Consider the following 16,739-nt stretch of genomic DNA (forward strand, 5'->3'; position numbering starts at 1 on the left):
TTGGTTCTAAAGACTGGCGGAGGGCAGCCGGATATTTTTAAGGAGATGTACATGAAAAAAATAACTGCAATAGCTACGGCTTTTTCTTTGTGTATGATTCTGATATTTTCAATCACTACACACTCTGCCGGAAGTGAAATCCCTGCTGATTCACAGGCAATAGAAATCATTCCGGTATCTATGCCGGTGGTTAGTTATATTCCGATAGAGGGAATCTCAGAGTCAAATGTGGAAGAAGTTACAAAGGAAGAACTTTTATCGGAGGAAGATATTTCGCTGATAGCGTTAGTAACGATGGCAGAGGCTGAAGGAGAATGCGAAAAAGGAAAGCGATTGGTAATTGACACCATACTTAACCGTATGGACTCAGAGTATTTTCCTGATACAGCCTATGATGTTATTTATCAGCCGTATCAGTTTTCTTCAATGTGGAACGGACGTGTAGACCGCTGTGAAGTAAGGGCGGATATTTGTCAGCTTGTTCAAGAAGAACTGGAAACTCGGACAAACTACGATGTTATATTCTTTACCGCTGGTTGCTACAGCGATTACGGAGTCCCCATGTTTCAGGTAGAAAACCATTATTTTTCGAGTTATGAATGAAAGGAGATTCTTATGAACGGTTTTTTAACATTGGTATCTTATACACTGGCTGCTATGGCCGGAATCTGTTTTGTCGGTGGGCTTGCCGTATTATCCGGCGGAAAGGAGCAGTAATCGTGGATGGTATTGGGAATTTGATATCCATGCTCGATTATGTGCTGGATACAAAAAGAAAAAGGCACATTACCGGCGGTATTCTGCTGAGCGTTTCCTTACTCTTCGGAGGACTGGCGCTTACGGTAATGACTATCAAAAACGAGGAGGACGAAGAAAATGAGTAAAGCAACAGGGTTCGTGATGTTTGTTTTGGGCGCGGCTGTTGGCTCCGTAGTAACCTGGCAATATACCAGGAAAAAATATGAACAGATTGCCCAGGAGGAAATTGATTCGGTAAAGGAGATATTTTCCAGACGGGAATCGGCTACGGATGTTGAGATTATATCTCCTGAGCCGCAGACGGCAAAGATTGGTAAGCCGGAGGAAAAACCGGATATTACCGAATATGCTGCAAGGCTGGAACGGGATGGGTATACCAACTATTCAAACGTGGGCGCCGAACAGAAAAAAGAGGAGCAGGAAACGATGGAGATTAAACCCTATGTAATCTCACCGGAAGAATTTGGCGAGTTTGAGGATTATGAGAGAATCAGTCTCAGTTACTATGCGGACCAGGTTCTGGCAGATGAAGACGATGAAAAAGTAGACGATGTGGATAATGTTGTAGGTCTTGAATCTCTGACCCATTTCGGGGAGTTTGAGGACGATTCGGTATTTGTCAGAAATGACAGGCTGAAATGCGACTATGAAATTCTTCTGGACCAGAGGACTTATTCGGACGTTATGAAACAGAGGCCGCATCAGATGGAGGTATGATGACAAGGAGCGAGCTGAATAGCGAATACTTCGATTGGATGTGTCGGCTCGTATGCAACCGCCGGTATACCAGAGGTCTGTCCTATCAAAAACTTTTGCGGTTTCTTCATAACGTGGATTTTAATTACACGATTGAAATGGATGGAAATCGGGAAGAAGATGGGATAGATCTCCGGTATCGGTTTGGCTACGAGAATTCATACGAAAACGCCATGATTTCAAGCTATTTGGATAATAGTCCTTGTAGCATTTTGGAGATGATGATCGCCCTCGCTATTCGTTGTGAAGAACATATTATGGACGACCCGGATATCGGGAATCGGACCGGACAATGGTTCTGGGGTATGATTGAGAATCTTGGTTTAAGGAAACTGACCGATGCAAGATTTGATGAGGATTATGCGGAGGAAATCGTTCAAAGATTCTTAGACCGGAGATACAAGCGAAATGGAGAGGGCGGCCTGTTTACGGTGGAACATTGCCGACGGGATTTAAGGACGGTTGAAATCTGGTATCAGATGTGTTGGTACTTGGACGAAATCGTGTAATTTGGGAGGTTTCGTATGACTCACAACGAAGTATATAAATGGTTTGAATTATATTTTCCGCTTTATGCGGGCGAGAACGCCGCCGCATGGTTTCCAAACGGTAAAAACAGCATTCGGGTCAGACAGACCAATGGAGCGGAGTTTATATTCACCTATGGCGGCAAAGATGATTGGCGGTTTGAAACCGTTAAAAGTTTTATCAAGGACATGAAAGGAGGAAAAGGCTGATGCGCGAAATGCTTGGTTATATTTTTGGAAATTTACGGTCATCGGAAACGGCGATTAAAGAAATTCGCAGAACACTCAAGTATCAGAGCAGGTTTAATCGCAATGTTGGGCTTTGGGTCGGCGCCATCACTGCTTATGTGGTTATTGCGGAACTGGACCGCCGGGAACAGAACAAAAAAATAAAGGAACTCAGAAATGAGATTGAGGAATTAAAGCGCTCGGAAGGAGAGTAAAAAATGCGATGATCGACTTTTTGATGATTTCAACACGTAGTACAAAGCGTGGTGTAATAGAAATCTATCCGAAGTTCATTATTAAAAAAAGCTCCGATCTGATGATTCGAGGTGGTGACTTCTACGCTATCTGGATTGAGGAACGTGGTTTATGGTCTACGGACGAGCAGGATGCTTTGCAGCTCATTGACCGCGAACTGGATAGATATGCAGAAGAAAACCGCCGGCGCTTTGACTCCGATATAAAAGTCCTGCATATGTGGGACGCGGAATCCGGAATGATTGATTCCTGGCATAAGTATTGTCAAAAACAGATGCGGGATTCATTTCATATGCTGGACGAAAAACTTATATTTTCCAACACAGAGACCAATAAAAAAGATTACGCCAGTAAAAAGCTGAATTATCCGCTTGAAGCTGGCGATTTGTCTGCCTATGAAAAGCTGATGTCTACTCTATATTCTGAGGAGGAGCGGCAAAAAATTGAATGGGCAATTGGTTCGATTGTGTCGGGAGAATCCAAACGGTTGCAGAAATTCATGGTGCTGTATGGAGCCGCGGGAACTGGTAAATCCACAGTGCTGAACATCATTCAGCAGCTCTTTGAAGGATATTACTCGGTATTTGATGCCAAAGCATTAGGTTCGTCCAGTAATTCCTTTGCGCTGGAAGCGTTCAAGAGTAATCCGCTTGTGGCAATCCAACATGATGGCGACCTGTCCAGGATTGAAGATAACACGAGACTCAACAGTCTGGTTTCTCATGAACTTATGACCGTGAACGAAAAGTTTAAATCGACCTATTCCAATCGGTTCAAATGTTTTCTCTTTATGGGGACAAACAAACCAGTGAAGATTACGGACGCGAAATCGGGTCTGATTCGGCGGTTGATAGATGTTTCGCCAACGGGCAATAAACTGAACCCGAACGATTATAAAGACATCGTAAAACGGGTGGGATTTGAATTGGGGGCGATTGCGTACCACTGTCAGGAAGTATATTTAGCCGCTCCGGGCATGTATGACGATTATATTCCGATTGCCATGCTTGGGGCTTCCAACGATTTCTACAACTTTATTGTTGATTCGTATCACGTTTTCAAGAAAGAAGACGGAACGACGATGAAAGCTGCATGGGAGATGTATAAAACCTACTGCGATGAAGCAAAGGTGTCTTTTCCATTCTCTCAAAGAATCTTTAAGGAGGAATTGAAAAACTATTTTCGGGACTACAAGGAGCGATTTAATCTGGAGGATGGCTCACGAGTTCGCAGTTACTACTCCGGCTTTCGGACTGAGAAATTCGAAACCGAAAAAAATCCGGCGGGTGAAAATCTGGAAACCAAACCGGAATCCATAGACTTCAAAGAGCAGGAATCCGTTTTTGACAAGGAATGCGAAACCTGCCCGGCCCAGTACGGAACGGATGCTGGTACGCCTGGAAAAAAGTGGGCGAATGTCAAAACCACTCTGTCCTCTCTGGATACTTCGCAGTTGCACTATGTTAAAGTTCCCGAAAACCATATTGTAATCGATTTTGATATTCCCGATGAAGAAGGTAACAAATCTTTAGAGAGGAATATCGCAGAAGCAAGCAAATGGCCGCCTACTTACGCGGAACTCAGTAAAAGCGGATGTGGAGTGCATCTACATTATATTTATACGGGAGATCCGGCAAAACTGAGCCGTGTTTATGACGACCACATAGAAGTTAAGGTGTTCACAGGCAACAGTTCATTAAGACGAAAATTGTCGAAATGCAACAACCTGCCTATCGCGACAATTAGCTCTGGTTTACCGCTGAAAGGAGAAAATAAAATGGTAAATTTTGAAGCAGTTCAAAGCGAGAAAGGGCTTAGAACACTGATAAAACGTAATCTGGGTAAAGAGATTCATCCAGGTACTAAGCCCAGTATCGACTTTATTTACAAAATACTGGAGGATGCATATTCCAGCGACTTGAAATATGATGTCACAGATATGCGGAATGCGGTATTGGCATTTGCAGCGAATAGTTCTCACCAGGCCGATTATTGTATCAAGTTGGTAAATAAGATGCAGTTTAAATCCGCCGACACGTCCACAGCCGTGAAAAATGAGAATGCGAAGCTGATATTTTATGACGTTGAGGTCTTCCCTAACCTGTTTCTTGTAAACTGGAAAATCGAAGGCGAGGGAAAGCCGGTTGTACGAATGATTAACCCGACGCCGGCTGAAATCGAAGATTTGATGCGGTTTCGTTTGGTCGGGTTTAACTGTCGCCGGTATGATAATCATATTTTATATGCAAGACTTATGGGTTACTCGAATGAGCAACTCTATAACCTTTCCCAGAAGATTATCAATGGCAGTGCAAATTGCTTCTTCGGGGAAGCCTACAATGTTTCTTATACGGACGTTTATGACTTCGCTTCTGCCGGAAACAAAAAGAGCCTGAAGAAGCTGGAAATCGAAATGGGAAACGTGACAGAAAAGGAACTGAAAAAGAAGGGATTTTCCGACGCAGAAATCAGAATCATCAAAGCTGGAACCCATCATCAGGAACTTGGCTTACCGTGGGACCAGCCTGTACCGGAAGAACTCTGGACAAAGGTTGCGGAGTATTGCGATAACGATGTCATTGCTACCGAGGCATCTTTTGTTTATCTGAAGGCTGACTGGACAGCAAGACAGATTCTGGCGGATTTGGCAGACATGACGGTTAATGATACAACCAACAGCCTGACTACCAGAATTATATTTGGAAACAACCGGAAACCGCAGGACCAGTTCCATTATCGTAATCTGGCAGAACCGGTACCAGCATCGGCTATAGACGAAGAAACATATTCGTTCCTTGCAGAAGCGTGCCCGGAGATGATGGAGCAGACACACGGTGAAGCGGGTAGTCTTCTGCCCTATTTTCCGGGGTACAAGTTCGAAAATGGAAAGTCCACCTATCGTGGTGAGGAAGTCGGAGAAGGCGGATATGTCTATGCCGAACCTGGAATGTATGGGAATGTGGCGTTGCTAGATGTTTCATCCATGCATCCGCACAGCGCTATTGCCGAGGTTCTGTTTGGGGTGAAGTTTACAACAGCGTTCCGGGATATTGTTGAGGGACGTGTAAGCATCAAGCATGAGGCATGGGATATTGTCAACACGATGCTGGATGGCAAACTTACACCTTATATTCAGAAAGTAATCGATGGCGAAATGACATCAAAGCAGCTCGCTGATGCTTTGAAGACGGCAATCAATTCCGTATATGGTCTCACTTCTGCTTCGTTCGAGAATGCATTCCGCGATCCGAGAAACAAAGATAATATTGTAGCCAAACGAGGAGCTCTGTTCATGATTAACCTCAAACATGAGGTGCAGGAACGGGGCTTTACTGTTGCCCATATTAAGACGGATTCCATCAAGATTCCTGACGCTACGCCGGAGATTATCCAGTTTGTTATGGACTACGGCAAACGGTATGGGTACACATTTGAGCACGAGGCTACATATGACCGGATGTGTCTGGTGAACGATGCCGTTTATATTGCCAAGTACAAGGATGGTAAACACGCTGGAGAATGGACAGCTACCGGTACGCAATTTGCCGTTCCTTATGTGTTCAAGAAGCTATTCAGCGGAGAAGAGATCGCTTTTGAGGATATGTGCGAAACCAAATCCGTAAGCAGCGCCTTATATTTGGACATGAATGAGGGTCTACCGCAACTTACAACCGAAGAAGAAAGGGAATTAAGTGCTATCGACAAGGCTTGGCATAGTCAGGTTGGCGGGAAATCTCTTGAAGATGTCGCGACTAAATATGGATATACATACGAAGAAATAGGAGCAAGATACAGCGAGCTTTGTAAAAAAGACGCAGCGACTCACAATTACCGCTTCATAGGAAAAATCGGTCAGTTTTGTCCGATTAAGGATGGATGCGGTGGCGGACTTTTGATGCGGGAGAAAGATGGCAAATACTATGCGGCAACCGGTTCAAAAGGGTACAGGTGGCTGGAATCTGAAATGGTTCGGGAGTTAGACAAGCAAGCTGATATTGACCACAGCTATTACGATAAGCTGGTTGATGACGCGGTTAAGACCATTTCGGAGTATGGCGATTTCGAGTGGTTCGTTTCGGATGACCCGTATATCAAGGAACTTGGCGCTAATGATGCGGATGTCGATACCGAAGTTCCGCCGTGGATGCCGCCTTGCGGAGATGCGAAATTTGCGACTTGTTTTGATTGTCCACATTTCAACGAGGACATGTTCCATATGGACTGCGGTCTTGGATACGATATCTCGGACGTGATTATGAATCCGCCGGAAAGCGAAACAGACGAAGAATATTTACCATTTTAATAAAAGAAAAGGAGAATCATTATGTCTAAAAGAGTAAACGACAACATCATCATGGAGAATGCCCGTATCATCTTTCGGAACTTTTCTGGCAAAGAAAGCAGGTACAACCGACTTGGAAGCCGGAATTTCTGCGTGGTAATCGACGACCCGGAATTAGCTCAGCGGCTGGCCGAAGAGGGGTGGAACATCCGTGTTCTTACCCCGCGTGACGAGGACGATGAACCCAGGCACTATCTTCAGGTTGCGGTAAGCTTTGAAAACATTCCGCCCAAGGTATTCATGATTACTAGGCGGGCAAAAACGCAGTTGGACGAGGAATCGATTGATTCCCTGGACTATGCGGAGATTCGCAATGTGGATCTGACCATCCGCCCCTATAACTGGGTTATCCAGGAGGGGACGAAGAACGAAAAATCGGGGGTCAAGGCATATTTGAAGACGATGTATGTCACGATCGAGGAAGATGAATTCGCTGAGAAGTATGCCGACATGGAGGGTCCGGACGAGATTCCGTTCAACTAAAGATTTATATTTTTGATGAAAGGAGAAGCCATGGCATTTTGGAAGAAAAAGAAGCGGCAGACCACAGCTAAAAAGAAAACAAATGCTGCTTCGCCAAAAACACACTCTCCAAAAGCAAAGCCGGTTCCTGAATGGAAGCCCACTATTTCGCCTCCGATGTACAAACCGCCGGAAAAAGATATAGGTTCAAAGGCTTCCAAAAAGCTGCCGGAGCCGAAACCAAAGACAATTCCTAAGAAAAACGATGCCAGAAAGGAGTTTATGGATTCTTTCAGAAAACTTACCTATCGTCATAGACCCTGGGATATTTGGAGGGATTTCGTAATCATGTTTGCCTGCTCGCTCTCGAATCCAGTGGATAAATTCCATTATGATGAGCGGGAATCCAGATACATGAAAATCATCAAGAAATACAATAAACAGGAACAAGCGATATTTCCTGAACTTGCTGCTCAGACGGTCGTGGCCTTGGAAGAAAACCAGGAACAGGACTTTCTGGGCAGTATTTTTATGGAACTCAATTTAGGCAATGAGTCCGGAGGGCAATTCTTTACACCGTATTACGTTTGTGAACTTATGGCGGAAATTGCCTTGGGTAATAATGTAGCTCAGCAGGTTAATGAACAGGGCTACATAACTATCTGTGACTCATGCTGTGGCGCGGGAGCCACTTTGATTGCTGGTATTCATGCCGCAAGAAAGCAATTGGAAAAGGAAAATCTGAATTATCAGAATCATATTTTGGTGGTCGCGCAGGATATTGACGAGATTGTGGCTCTGATGTGCTATATTCAGCTTTCGCTCCTTGGAGTAGCAGCTTATATCAAGGTGGGTAATACATTTACAGAGCCAATTGCAGATGGAGATTCGACAGAAAATTACTGGTTCACGATGATGTATTTTTCTGATGTGTGGACAATGCGAAGAATGGTTCATAAAATGGACGAACTTTTGAAAGGAGATGGAGGTGATGGGTCTCGAATTGTATGACTATCAAAAAAAGGCAGTTAATCAAATGAAAAATGGTTGCATTCTTTGTGGTGGAGTGGGGTCTGGAAAATCGAGAACCGCTCTTGCTTATTACTTTTTTCAGGAAGGCGGTGAACTTTTGGGAAACGCTGCGGGAGACAATTATATGCCGATGGAAGATCCACCGCGAGACCTATATATTATTACCACTGCAAGAAAGCGAGATACAAAAGAATGGGAGGGCGAACTTTCGCCCTTTCTTCTGTCCACCGATCATAAGGTGAGTTTGTATTCTAATACAGTAATTGTAGATTCGTGGAACAACATAAAAAAATATGCCGAGGTGACGGATGCTTTCTTTATATTCGATGAGCAACGGGTAGTTGGCTCTGGAACATGGGTAAAGTCGTTTCTACGGATAGCAAAAAATAATCAGTGGGTTCTTCTCTCTGCTACTCCGGGAGATACTTGGCAGGATTATATTCCGGTCTTTATCGCAAATGGGTTTTATCAGAATCGAACCGAGTTTACCAGAGAGCATATTGTTTACAGCCGATTTAGCAAGTACCCCAAAGTGGACAGATATCTGAATACTGGTCGATTGATTCGACAGCGAAATGATATTCTGGTGAACATGGATTTTGAGAGGGCTACCGTTTCACATCATGAGGACGTTTTCGTTAAATATGATGTCGAAAAATATAAAGATGTGTCTCGGACTAGATGGGACCCCTACAAAAAAGAACCTATCATGAATGCCGGCGGACTCTGCTATGTTTGGCGAAAGATTGTAAATACATCAGAAGCCCGACAGGTGGCCTTGCTGGAAATTGTTGAAAAGCATCCGCGAGCTATCATCTTCTACAATTTTGACTACGAATTGGAAATTCTCAGGGAGATGTTTCTCGGTCGTGCAGATTGCGGAGATACCGGGGATTTTGAAATGGCAGAGTGGAATGGACATTTCCATCAGCCGGTTCCGGAAGCTAAGAGCTGGGTATATTTGGTTCAGTACAATGCAGGGGCTGAGGGTTGGAACTGTATCAAGACTGACACGATTATATTTTACTCTCAGAATTATTCCTACAAGATTATGCAGCAGTCAGCGGGGCGAATTGACAGGCTAAATACACCTTATAAAGATTTGTACTATTACCACTTAAAGTCTCGGTCTGGGATTGACCTAGCTATCAGTCGGGCATTGAAAGATAAAAAGGACTTCAATGAAAGTGGATATGTGAAATGGTAGAAAGGAGAATTTGATGAAAGGAAAATCTGATACCATCCTGGTAAGTTTCGACTATATGCATGGAGATATTCCGGTGCTGATTGTCGGAAGAAAGAAAAAAGATGAAATGGAGATTATCAACGCTTTCAAGGATGATGAGGCAAAGGAACTGTATCAGGAGCTCACAACGAAGAAAGGAGAAGCATGAAACAACCGAAAAGATTAACTTGCGAGCAGAAACGGTGTTTGTCGGCACACAGTCTTAATTGGAAGGAATGGATGTTTGTTGAGGAAACCGAGTTCTGTTATCGCATTATCAATAAGAAAACCGGAGCTATTAAGAGTGTAGATAAGTTTAGAGGAAGGCGGTGAAAAATGGGACTATCACAGTTATCTGAAAAATGCCGGAAGTGTCCTTTTGTTGATACATGCAATCATAAACGAATGGAAGCTCTGGCATATTTACCAGAACCGCAAATAGCAATGAATGCTGCTCAATCTGCGGGTATAGATGCAGCACAATCTCTGCTCCGTGAAACCATGACAATTCATATAGCAGGAAAACCGGTGGTGGTCTATAAGGATGAGATAGAAAAGCAACTGTACAACCATTTATATTCTCATTTTGGACTACAATATGGAGGATGATTCGATGACTACGGATGAATGGAATGCGTTACTTAATAAGCTCACGGAAGCATGGGAACAATTTGCAGTTACTGTTAGGCAGGCTGCGGACGCACTTACAAAAATATTTGGACAACTTTATGAGGAGAAAGAAAAACGTGCCAAAGAAAAAGCAATGTTTGTACCTCATTATAAAAAGAATCAGTATCTAAAAAACTACACGCCGAGATATAAGGCGGAAAGGAGAATTCAAAAGCATCTCCCCTATCAACGGCGTAATTACTAATCGGTTTTCTGAAAGGAGACACCGTCTTGAACAATTTAAAAGAAAAAATGAAACAGGAAGCTATCGGCAGAATGGTAAGCTTAAATCTTCATCCCAAAGCCATTAACGAATTTAAAGATGAAGGAAAGCTGAACATGTCGCTCGAAGGATTTTTATATTGGTTGAACGAGGAGCAGACTCAAAGGGTTAAGAAATTTGAGGAAGAAACTAAATGCCTGGTTTACCATGTTATTCAGAATCATATGACTATCGGCCAGATGTTGACTTTCCTTTATGTTTCCAATGTCGAAGAAGAATGGGAAATGGAGAGAAATGCTTTGGAGGTTGGACTTCCTATTGCTTATGTGGTAAATGTCGATCACGATATTTGCTCAGAATTTGGAACCGTGAGGATTCAAAAGCATTTGGGTGGCCTACTTAGAACAGAGTAATCTGTGTATTTGAAAGGAGAAAAAAGAGATGGAAAACAAAATTATTGCGGTAGATTTTGACGGTACTTTGTGCGAGAACAAGTGGCCGGAAATCGGAGAAGCAAACAAGGAGATGATTACATATCTGAAAGACCGGCAGGTAAACGGAAACAAGCTCATCCTTTGGACATGCCGGGTGGACGATATGCTGAAAAATGCCATTGACTGGTCTGCCGAGCAGGGACTCATATTTGACGCTGTCAACGAAAATCTGCCGGAGATTGTAGCATCTTTTGGGACAGACACAAGAAAGATATTTGCGAATGAGTACATAGACGACCGAAACTTTGGATACAGACCGGTTGGGCTTATAAGTGAAGATATGTCTCAGTCTGACCGCATGGAATTATGGGGCAGGTTGATCGATGTTGTGGAGGATTGGCTTGTTGAAAAGGGAATTACAGAAGAAAATATTCCGAATGAAGAGCGCGAGGGTGTAGAGGATGCTGCAATTATATTTGGCGATGATTATGATTATCTTGCTGATCGGTTTTCAGAGGTAATCGGCATCTCTCGTGATTGTATTGGAGGAGCAGATGAATCGAGGTAGATTTATTCAGGGGCTGAAAAGTGACATCTAGCTTTCTGAAAAAGAAAGAAAACGAATTATTCGGAACAGCATCAAAAAGTATCCTTGGAAACTGAAATGTACTGTTGCTATGGAGGAATTCGCTGAGTTGCAACAACAGGTCAGCAAACAGATTCGTGGATACGGAGATAAACTTGGACTCTTGGAAGAGATAGCAGATGCTTATATTTGTCTATCTTTTCTGGAGTCCATTTTTGATCTCAAGCCGGATGATTTGCAAAAGGCTATTGATGTGAAATTGCAGAGAGAAAGAGAGAATGTAAGATGACCATATCAGAAGAACTTGCAAAAACATTGGGTGCCGATTTAACAAATGGAATTACTAGCGAATATATACAAGAGCATGTCGTACCGCCTCTTGGGATTGAATATGTCTATCCAATATTTAAAAAATATGGATATACCTATTCTCGTTTTAGCGATAAATGGATATGGAATGAGTACGCGCTTCGAAATGCTTCGCAAGAGGAACTGTGGCAAATGATGGCAATCGCTTCTATGTATTGGGAAAAGAAATATATGAAATGGTATAAGGAGGACAAACGATGATTAAAATTGAAAATATAAGCATTCATGGTCTGGAGGAGACCATCAGAGGGATGCGTAACCCGATGAATAGTTGGGATAAGTCCGACAGCGGGATTTGTAAGGGCGGTGACGATGGTATCGGCTGCGAGAACTGTGCCAAAGAAGTTCCCTGCGAGCATACATACGACCACTCTTTCCAGCTCGGTAAAGCCGATCACGAGCTGATGATGAAGCTGGCAGCAGGCGGACCAGTTCATGCGAAGTACCGTCGAATGATTACAGTTTATCTGGACATTACTGCCCCTCTCTATTGGTGGAAGGAGTTTGATACTTATAAAGTGGGCACCGTTGCCAACTCCTGCTCTACTATGCATAAGATTCAGGCGAAAGAATTCACATTGGAGGATTTCTCATGTGAACATCTTAACTCAGCTTCCATAAAAGTATTAAAAAATATTATTTTGGAGTTGAATGTTAATCGTAATGGGTTTAATAACCACTCGATAAATGAAGTTGGTTTAGAGAATCATAAGGCATATTGGTGGCAGATGATTCAGCTTCTTCCCTCTTCCTATAATCAGAAACGGACGGTTATGCTGAACTACGAAGTGCTTGTCGGTATTTATCGCTGGCGCAAAGAGCATAAGCTGGATGAGTGGCGTGAGTTCTGCCAGTGGATTGAGCAGCTTCCGTACAGCGAGATTATTACAAGCGCGTGAAAAACATCTCCTATAATGGAAAGGAGGTTGCGTTTATGGATTACTTTTTAGCTGTAAACGACAAGCAACTGGGCATTTGTCTAAGAATGCTGTACGCTGAGAAGATTCGAGGATTTGTCGAAACCGTGATGAACGAGAAAGGCAAAATCGAGTTTCATATCAGCATAGCGGCAAGTCCTGACATGTTTGAGGAGCTTAGGGAACGGTATCAAATACTGATTTCATAAATCAGCTTCGTTTCCGGGTAAAAGGTCAGTAACATGGCCTTTTACTTTTTCAGTGAGTTGTGGTAAAATAGGCAAAGGAGGCGATATCCGTGAAAGTCAACTCAAGAATGATTTGTCCTGTCAGGCAGTCTGATGGAAGCTGGACCACCGAAGTAAAAGAATTTGAGGAAGAAATCCCTGACCTCGGTAGACACTCGATGATTTGCAATAAATGCGGAGAAAAATCATATCCTGAGTGTCGGAAATGGTGCCCGATGGAAAAAGAACACGAGTCTAAGAGCTGAGAGAAATCTTGGCTCTTTTTTATTGAAAGGAGAAAATTTATGAACTTTGTACAGTATATGCTTTCTTTTCTGGCTCTATATATTTGTGTATACGCTTTGATTAACAGGGTTTGTCAGTGTGTCGAACATTGTGCAACCGCCAGGGCATATTCCAAATTCAGAGAGATCAGGTGCACCGTTGCCGTCGTAAGGAGGATATTATGTGGAAGCGTGAATTGATAAAGAACAAGCTGTATTCCGCTGCGCTTATCTCTTTGGGAGCTCTCAGCATCCCAATCGAGTATGACGCAACGGCTTTTATATTTACCCTGATAATGGGGTTGCCGCTCTTCTTTGCAAAGGAGAACTGGATTATGTGAGGAGGGCTGTGAGATGCGGATAAAGAAAGCTGCTGGGAAAGTATACGGAGCCGCCATGACTGTTGCTGAGAAAAAAGCTATGAATCTTGAAATTCAAAGGCAGCTCGCAGAGTATGATAAAAAACATGCGACGGAAATTGACGCGCTCATCTTATGGGTTCTTCATTCAGAGTTCGGTTTTGGAGAAAAAAGGCTGCGGCGGTTCTACGACCGATTCGACAAGGCCATAGCAGAACTTCTCGAACGATATGTTATGGATGAAGATGATAAAGTTTGGCTCTGTACATATTTATTGAAGCAATATGGAATCGATCTGGAAAAATGGCGCGAAGAAGGAGGTGAGAAGTCTTTTGACGGATAGAGATTTACGAAAGAATGCAGAGGGTTATTCCGACCCAACTGCTTATGAGGCGATGAAAAATCTGGACAAGGATGATGAGCGGTTTCACAAGCTGTTGCATACAATCTTTGATATTTGTGAGTTGGCTGGCTTCCATCTGGAGGAGCGAATCGTCTTACGAGATGAGCAGACGGGGAAGATTTGGAGATAATTTTGTCGTCCGTACAAGGCTGAAAATGAGTAAAATCTGTGCCCACTTTTGGTTTTTGAAAATGGGCTTTTGGTCAGAAAAAGTGGGTTTGGGGTAAAACTGGGGAGAATTTTGGAGCTCTTTGGAGCCTGATTCGGACGATTTTGCCCGGATTTCTGCCCACTTGCCCACTTTTTGCCCACTTTTAAAACATGGATTTGGCCATAAATTTGACGTTTTGACTATCGAAAAACCCAGTATTTATGCGGGTTTGCGGGTTTTGGCAATTTGAAAAGCCCACTTGCCCACTTTTTTTCTTAAACTATTATGATAGAAAGTTTAATAGTATATATAAATAGGGACAGAAAAAGTGGGTTTATGGCCACAAGCAAGAAAAGAGGTGTTTTATGAGTAAGAAAATAACATGGTATGAAATCTATCAGGATTTTCAGAGAAGATTTCCACGGTTGTCAAAAGATGCAGCCCGCTACCAGCCGAATGGGTATCTGTCTATCCTGGTATATTTCAGAGATGGTACCCAACTGATCTATGATTATATGGAACAGCGAGGCCGGTTGATTACGGCGTAACCCCTATAGCACAAATTTTAGAAAATGTCAAGCGATTGACGCAAAATTTCTTGGAAAGTGTTTCTTTTTCTGTCTGGATGTGCTATACTTAATCTGCGACACAATTTTATATATCTCGTTTAAGGGGAACCACTTTGGCAAAGGGTGTTTTCTCTCTTTACTTATGCCTTAAACGGGATGAGATTGTGTCGCAACAATGAGGGATTCACTTTTGCGGGTGCGTCTCATCATTGGGGCGCACTTTTTTTATTGCGCTTTTATATCTTTTGATATGGAGGCAATGATATGAGCAAAGAGAGTCGAAGTATAGCGAGACCTTATACAGAAATGCAGGTTCTTAAAAAACTGGATATTCCCGATTTCAGGCATCTTACAAAAGATAAAGTAATAGAGTTTGCTACAATGGTTCCGAGAATGAATCCTGAAGTTGCTAAGAAAGCGTTGGAACAGTTTCCTAATTTTGCATCGACCTCTTTGGATGTCATGAAAGAGTATCGTACCATTCTTGAAAAATCAATGGAGCAGGATCAAGAGAATGCTAAAATTTGCTATGATATGTATGGCCGAGTGATGGCAGCTCTTGAAAAAATTCTCGAAGAAGATAACCTCTCTTTTGAAGAAAAGACATATATTTTATCCGAGATGAAACAAGTTGCCGACGAGGTTTCACGTAAAGACCTTGAAAAAACAAACGCTCGGATGAAAGTAATAAGCATTGCCAGTGGGGTTGCCGCTGCGGTTGTCGCTATTCTTGGGACTGCTATTGGTGTTAATCTTACATCGAGGCAAAATGATATTACAGATAGTGAAGATTATGAAAGTAAAAATACATAGAAAGGGGTTACACGGATGAGCAAGAATGGAAAAAAGAAACGAAGCACTGCGGGGCTGATTTTGGATGTGTTTCTCACATTCTTTACAGGCGGTCTATGGCTTATTTGGATACTGATACGGTATCTGAGAAATAACAGTTAAGAAAAAAATACATATCATTTAATCGAGACAGAGTTGCTTTCAAGCTTCTCTGTCTTTTCTTTTGCTCTTTTTTAGCTCGCGAAAAAAACATTCCCTTTTATGAAGAGAGAGGATAAAATAGCCATTTTTAAAGACTACATTCTCTTTTTCGTTTTCTGAAAAAAACAAAGAAAGGAGGTTCACTAAAATGTTGGAGAGTAATTTTCAGGCGCAGTTAATAAAGGAACTGAAAAGAATGTTCCCCGGCTGTATCGTTACCAAAAATGATTCCAGTTACATTCAGGGCATTCCGGACCTGACGATTCTTTACAAAGATAAGTGGGCTTCCTTGGAATGTAAAAAAAGCGCCAGAGCTAAAAAGCAGCCGAATCAAGAATACTATGTCGGATTGATGAACGAAATGTCATTTTCAAGATTCATCTGTCCAGAGAACAAGGAGGAGGTGCTATATGAACTTCAACAATCATTTGAATCTTGAAGGACAACATGCTTTTCTTGGCGCCAGTAAATATCATTGGATTAACTATGATGAATCAAAAGTTGCTGAATCCTATTCAAAGTTTTTAGCAACACAAAAAGGAACGGTTCTTCACGAGTTCGCGGCACAGTGCATTAGGTTAGGACAGAAATTGCCGAAGTCTCAAAAGACATTAAATATGTATGTGAACGATGCTATCGGATTCAAAATGGTTCCAGAGCAGGTTCTTTTTTATTCGGAGAATTGTTTTGGAACGGCAGACAGTATTGCGTTTAGAAATGGTTTGCTTAGGATTCATGATTTGAAGACCGGCGTGATTCCGGCACACATGGAGCAGCTTATGATTTACGCTGCTCTTTTTTGTTTGGAATATAAAGTGAAGCCTGGCGAGATTGAAATTGAATTACGTCTGTATCAGGGTAATGAAATTTTGTATCACACGCCAACGGCTGAAGAAATCGTTCCAATCATGGATAAGATTATCACTTTTGATAAGATTATCAACAAAATTAAAGAACAGGAGGGCTAAG

The 16,739-nt window shown here is 42.5% G+C and carries 27 protein-coding genes; all 27 read left to right on the plus strand.

Annotated features, from left to right (window positions below; translation table 11 throughout):
• Positions 1 to 51: 51 nt before the first annotated feature.
• The gene (locus tag EV209_RS12455) at positions 52 to 603 is read left to right on the plus strand and encodes a cell wall hydrolase (RefSeq protein ID WP_330521210.1); all 552 of its coding nucleotides are present in this window, start codon (positions 52 to 54) and stop codon (positions 601 to 603) included.
• A gap of 116 nt (positions 604 to 719) precedes the next feature.
• Positions 720 to 884, plus strand: a complete 165-nt coding sequence (locus tag EV209_RS12460) for a histidine kinase (protein ID WP_130435798.1) — start codon at positions 720 to 722, stop codon at positions 882 to 884.
• On the plus strand, positions 877 to 1,476 hold the full coding sequence (locus EV209_RS12465) for a hypothetical protein (protein ID WP_130435799.1): 600 nt from the start codon (positions 877 to 879) through the stop codon (positions 1,474 to 1,476). The genes EV209_RS12460 and EV209_RS12465 overlap by 8 nt, the downstream gene beginning before the upstream one ends.
• Positions 1,476 to 2,024 carry a hypothetical protein gene (locus EV209_RS12470; RefSeq protein ID WP_130435861.1) on the plus strand — a complete coding sequence of 183 codons (549 nt, stop codon included), beginning with the start codon at positions 1,476 to 1,478 and terminating at the stop codon, positions 2,022 to 2,024. The genes EV209_RS12465 and EV209_RS12470 overlap by 1 nt, the downstream gene beginning before the upstream one ends.
• Before the next feature lie 15 nt (positions 2,025 to 2,039).
• Positions 2,040 to 2,252, plus strand: a complete 213-nt coding sequence (locus EV209_RS12475; protein ID WP_130435800.1) for a forkhead box protein — start codon at positions 2,040 to 2,042, stop codon at positions 2,250 to 2,252.
• Positions 2,252 to 2,485 (plus strand): hypothetical protein, encoded by a 234-nt coding sequence (locus EV209_RS12480; RefSeq protein WP_130435801.1) that lies wholly within the window; start codon positions 2,252 to 2,254, stop codon positions 2,483 to 2,485. Before EV209_RS12475 ends, EV209_RS12480 begins: the two co-directional genes overlap by 1 nt.
• An 8-nt stretch (positions 2,486 to 2,493) precedes the next feature.
• On the plus strand, positions 2,494 to 6,828 hold the full coding sequence (locus tag EV209_RS12485) for a DUF5906 domain-containing protein (RefSeq protein WP_130435802.1): 4,335 nt from the start codon (positions 2,494 to 2,496) through the stop codon (positions 6,826 to 6,828).
• Positions 6,829 to 6,849: 21 nt separating this feature from the next.
• Positions 6,850 to 7,350: a hypothetical protein gene (locus tag EV209_RS12490; protein ID WP_130435803.1), complete on the plus strand. Its 501-nt coding sequence runs from the start codon at positions 6,850 to 6,852 to the stop codon at positions 7,348 to 7,350.
• Positions 7,351 to 7,380: 30 nt separating this feature from the next.
• Positions 7,381 to 8,340: an N-6 DNA methylase gene (locus EV209_RS12495; protein ID WP_130435804.1), complete on the plus strand. Its 960-nt coding sequence runs from the start codon at positions 7,381 to 7,383 to the stop codon at positions 8,338 to 8,340.
• Positions 8,321 to 9,568 carry a DEAD/DEAH box helicase family protein gene (locus EV209_RS12500; RefSeq protein WP_130435805.1) on the plus strand — a complete coding sequence of 416 codons (1,248 nt, stop codon included), beginning with the start codon at positions 8,321 to 8,323 and terminating at the stop codon, positions 9,566 to 9,568. Before EV209_RS12495 ends, EV209_RS12500 begins: the two co-directional genes overlap by 20 nt.
• A 13-nt stretch (positions 9,569 to 9,581) precedes the next feature.
• Positions 9,582 to 9,755 carry a hypothetical protein gene (locus EV209_RS16385; protein ID WP_165388924.1) on the plus strand — a complete coding sequence of 58 codons (174 nt, stop codon included), beginning with the start codon at positions 9,582 to 9,584 and terminating at the stop codon, positions 9,753 to 9,755.
• Complete coding sequence (locus EV209_RS17100) at positions 9,752 to 9,919, plus strand: DUF6906 family protein (RefSeq protein ID WP_408609017.1); 168 nt, start codon at positions 9,752 to 9,754, stop codon at positions 9,917 to 9,919. The genes EV209_RS16385 and EV209_RS17100 overlap by 4 nt, the downstream gene beginning before the upstream one ends.
• 3 nt (positions 9,920 to 9,922) lie before the next feature.
• Positions 9,923 to 10,195 carry a hypothetical protein gene (locus EV209_RS12505; protein WP_130435806.1) on the plus strand — a complete coding sequence of 91 codons (273 nt, stop codon included), beginning with the start codon at positions 9,923 to 9,925 and terminating at the stop codon, positions 10,193 to 10,195.
• Positions 10,196 to 10,199: 4 nt separating this feature from the next.
• Positions 10,200 to 10,460, plus strand: coding sequence for a hypothetical protein (locus EV209_RS12510; protein WP_130435807.1), 261 nt, complete (start codon positions 10,200 to 10,202; stop codon positions 10,458 to 10,460).
• A gap of 26 nt (positions 10,461 to 10,486) precedes the next feature.
• Positions 10,487 to 10,891: a hypothetical protein gene (locus EV209_RS12515; protein WP_130435808.1), complete on the plus strand. Its 405-nt coding sequence runs from the start codon at positions 10,487 to 10,489 to the stop codon at positions 10,889 to 10,891.
• Positions 10,892 to 10,919: 28 nt separating this feature from the next.
• Positions 10,920 to 11,480, plus strand: a complete 561-nt coding sequence (locus EV209_RS16705) for a Cof-type HAD-IIB family hydrolase (protein ID WP_243647588.1) — start codon at positions 10,920 to 10,922, stop codon at positions 11,478 to 11,480.
• 109 nt (positions 11,481 to 11,589) lie between these two features.
• Positions 11,590 to 11,787, plus strand: a complete 198-nt coding sequence (locus tag EV209_RS16710) for a nucleoside triphosphate pyrophosphohydrolase family protein (RefSeq protein WP_243647589.1) — start codon at positions 11,590 to 11,592, stop codon at positions 11,785 to 11,787.
• Entirely contained in the window at positions 11,784 to 12,068 is a 285-nt protein-coding gene (locus EV209_RS12530; RefSeq protein ID WP_130435809.1) for a hypothetical protein, read from the plus strand. Before EV209_RS16710 ends, EV209_RS12530 begins: the two co-directional genes overlap by 4 nt.
• Positions 12,065 to 12,766 carry a hypothetical protein gene (locus EV209_RS12535; RefSeq protein WP_130435810.1) on the plus strand — a complete coding sequence of 234 codons (702 nt, stop codon included), beginning with the start codon at positions 12,065 to 12,067 and terminating at the stop codon, positions 12,764 to 12,766. The genes EV209_RS12530 and EV209_RS12535 overlap by 4 nt, the downstream gene beginning before the upstream one ends.
• 35 nt (positions 12,767 to 12,801) lie before the next feature.
• A complete protein-coding gene (locus EV209_RS12540) occupies positions 12,802 to 12,993 on the plus strand; it encodes a hypothetical protein (RefSeq protein ID WP_130435811.1) in 192 nt (63 codons plus the stop codon).
• Between the two features lie 484 nt (positions 12,994 to 13,477).
• Positions 13,478 to 13,636: a hypothetical protein gene (locus EV209_RS16390; protein ID WP_165388925.1), complete on the plus strand. Its 159-nt coding sequence runs from the start codon at positions 13,478 to 13,480 to the stop codon at positions 13,634 to 13,636.
• A gap of 13 nt (positions 13,637 to 13,649) precedes the next feature.
• The gene (locus tag EV209_RS12550) at positions 13,650 to 13,997 is read left to right on the plus strand and encodes a hypothetical protein (RefSeq protein ID WP_130435813.1); all 348 of its coding nucleotides are present in this window, start codon (positions 13,650 to 13,652) and stop codon (positions 13,995 to 13,997) included.
• A complete protein-coding gene (locus tag EV209_RS12555; RefSeq protein WP_130435814.1) occupies positions 13,987 to 14,187 on the plus strand; it encodes a hypothetical protein in 201 nt (66 codons plus the stop codon). The genes EV209_RS12550 and EV209_RS12555 overlap by 11 nt, the downstream gene beginning before the upstream one ends.
• 386 nt (positions 14,188 to 14,573) lie before the next feature.
• Complete coding sequence (locus EV209_RS12560; RefSeq protein ID WP_130435815.1) at positions 14,574 to 14,756, plus strand: hypothetical protein; 183 nt, start codon at positions 14,574 to 14,576, stop codon at positions 14,754 to 14,756.
• 285 nt (positions 14,757 to 15,041) lie between these two features.
• Positions 15,042 to 15,590: a hypothetical protein gene (locus EV209_RS12565; protein ID WP_243647590.1), complete on the plus strand. Its 549-nt coding sequence runs from the start codon at positions 15,042 to 15,044 to the stop codon at positions 15,588 to 15,590.
• A gap of 328 nt (positions 15,591 to 15,918) precedes the next feature.
• Positions 15,919 to 16,209 carry a hypothetical protein gene (locus tag EV209_RS12570; protein ID WP_130435816.1) on the plus strand — a complete coding sequence of 97 codons (291 nt, stop codon included), beginning with the start codon at positions 15,919 to 15,921 and terminating at the stop codon, positions 16,207 to 16,209.
• Positions 16,181 to 16,738, plus strand: coding sequence for a PD-(D/E)XK nuclease family protein (locus EV209_RS12575; protein ID WP_130435817.1), 558 nt, complete (start codon positions 16,181 to 16,183; stop codon positions 16,736 to 16,738). The genes EV209_RS12570 and EV209_RS12575 overlap by 29 nt, the downstream gene beginning before the upstream one ends.
• The last annotated feature ends 1 nt before the right edge of the window (position 16,739 follow it).

Source organism: Cuneatibacter caecimuris (assembly GCF_004216775.1).
Lineage (GTDB): Bacteria > Bacillota > Clostridia > Lachnospirales > Lachnospiraceae > Cuneatibacter > Cuneatibacter caecimuris.

Excerpts from the sequence above, each read along its gene's own strand:
- EV209_RS12470 (WP_130435861.1), top strand. The coding sequence starts at position 1,476 with ATGACAAGGAGCGAGCTGAATAGCGAATACTTCGATTGGATGTGTCGG.
- EV209_RS12500 (WP_130435805.1), top strand. The coding sequence starts at position 8,321 with ATGGGTCTCGAATTGTATGACTATCAAAAAAAGGCAGTTAATCAAATG.
- EV209_RS12575 (WP_130435817.1), top strand. The coding sequence starts at position 16,181 with ATGAACTTCAACAATCATTTGAATCTTGAAGGACAACATGCTTTTCTT.
- EV209_RS12480 (WP_130435801.1), top strand. The coding sequence starts at position 2,252 with ATGCGCGAAATGCTTGGTTATATTTTTGGAAATTTACGGTCATCGGAA.
- EV209_RS12505 (WP_130435806.1), top strand. The coding sequence starts at position 9,923 with ATGGGACTATCACAGTTATCTGAAAAATGCCGGAAGTGTCCTTTTGTT.
- EV209_RS12490 (WP_130435803.1), top strand. The coding sequence starts at position 6,850 with ATGTCTAAAAGAGTAAACGACAACATCATCATGGAGAATGCCCGTATC.
- EV209_RS17100 (WP_408609017.1), top strand. The coding sequence starts at position 9,752 with ATGAAACAACCGAAAAGATTAACTTGCGAGCAGAAACGGTGTTTGTCG.
- EV209_RS16385 (WP_165388924.1), top strand. The coding sequence starts at position 9,582 with ATGAAAGGAAAATCTGATACCATCCTGGTAAGTTTCGACTATATGCAT.
- EV209_RS12535 (WP_130435810.1), top strand. The coding sequence starts at position 12,065 with ATGATTAAAATTGAAAATATAAGCATTCATGGTCTGGAGGAGACCATC.
- EV209_RS12560 (WP_130435815.1), top strand. The coding sequence starts at position 14,574 with ATGAGTAAGAAAATAACATGGTATGAAATCTATCAGGATTTTCAGAGA.
- EV209_RS12570 (WP_130435816.1), top strand. The coding sequence starts at position 15,919 with ATGTTGGAGAGTAATTTTCAGGCGCAGTTAATAAAGGAACTGAAAAGA.
- EV209_RS16390 (WP_165388925.1), top strand. The coding sequence starts at position 13,478 with ATGTGGAAGCGTGAATTGATAAAGAACAAGCTGTATTCCGCTGCGCTT.
- EV209_RS12540 (WP_130435811.1), top strand. The coding sequence starts at position 12,802 with ATGGATTACTTTTTAGCTGTAAACGACAAGCAACTGGGCATTTGTCTA.
- EV209_RS12565 (WP_243647590.1), top strand. The coding sequence starts at position 15,042 with ATGAGCAAAGAGAGTCGAAGTATAGCGAGACCTTATACAGAAATGCAG.
- EV209_RS12485 (WP_130435802.1), top strand. The coding sequence starts at position 2,494 with ATGATCGACTTTTTGATGATTTCAACACGTAGTACAAAGCGTGGTGTA.
- EV209_RS16710 (WP_243647589.1), top strand. The coding sequence starts at position 11,590 with ATGGAGGAATTCGCTGAGTTGCAACAACAGGTCAGCAAACAGATTCGT.
- EV209_RS12495 (WP_130435804.1), top strand. The coding sequence starts at position 7,381 with ATGGCATTTTGGAAGAAAAAGAAGCGGCAGACCACAGCTAAAAAGAAA.
- EV209_RS12475 (WP_130435800.1), top strand. The coding sequence starts at position 2,040 with ATGACTCACAACGAAGTATATAAATGGTTTGAATTATATTTTCCGCTT.
- EV209_RS16705 (WP_243647588.1), top strand. The coding sequence starts at position 10,920 with ATGGAAAACAAAATTATTGCGGTAGATTTTGACGGTACTTTGTGCGAG.
- EV209_RS12455 (WP_330521210.1), top strand. The coding sequence starts at position 52 with ATGAAAAAAATAACTGCAATAGCTACGGCTTTTTCTTTGTGTATGATT.
- EV209_RS12550 (WP_130435813.1), top strand. The coding sequence starts at position 13,650 with ATGCGGATAAAGAAAGCTGCTGGGAAAGTATACGGAGCCGCCATGACT.
- EV209_RS12465 (WP_130435799.1), top strand. The coding sequence starts at position 877 with ATGAGTAAAGCAACAGGGTTCGTGATGTTTGTTTTGGGCGCGGCTGTT.
- EV209_RS12510 (WP_130435807.1), top strand. The coding sequence starts at position 10,200 with ATGACTACGGATGAATGGAATGCGTTACTTAATAAGCTCACGGAAGCA.
- EV209_RS12530 (WP_130435809.1), top strand. The coding sequence starts at position 11,784 with ATGACCATATCAGAAGAACTTGCAAAAACATTGGGTGCCGATTTAACA.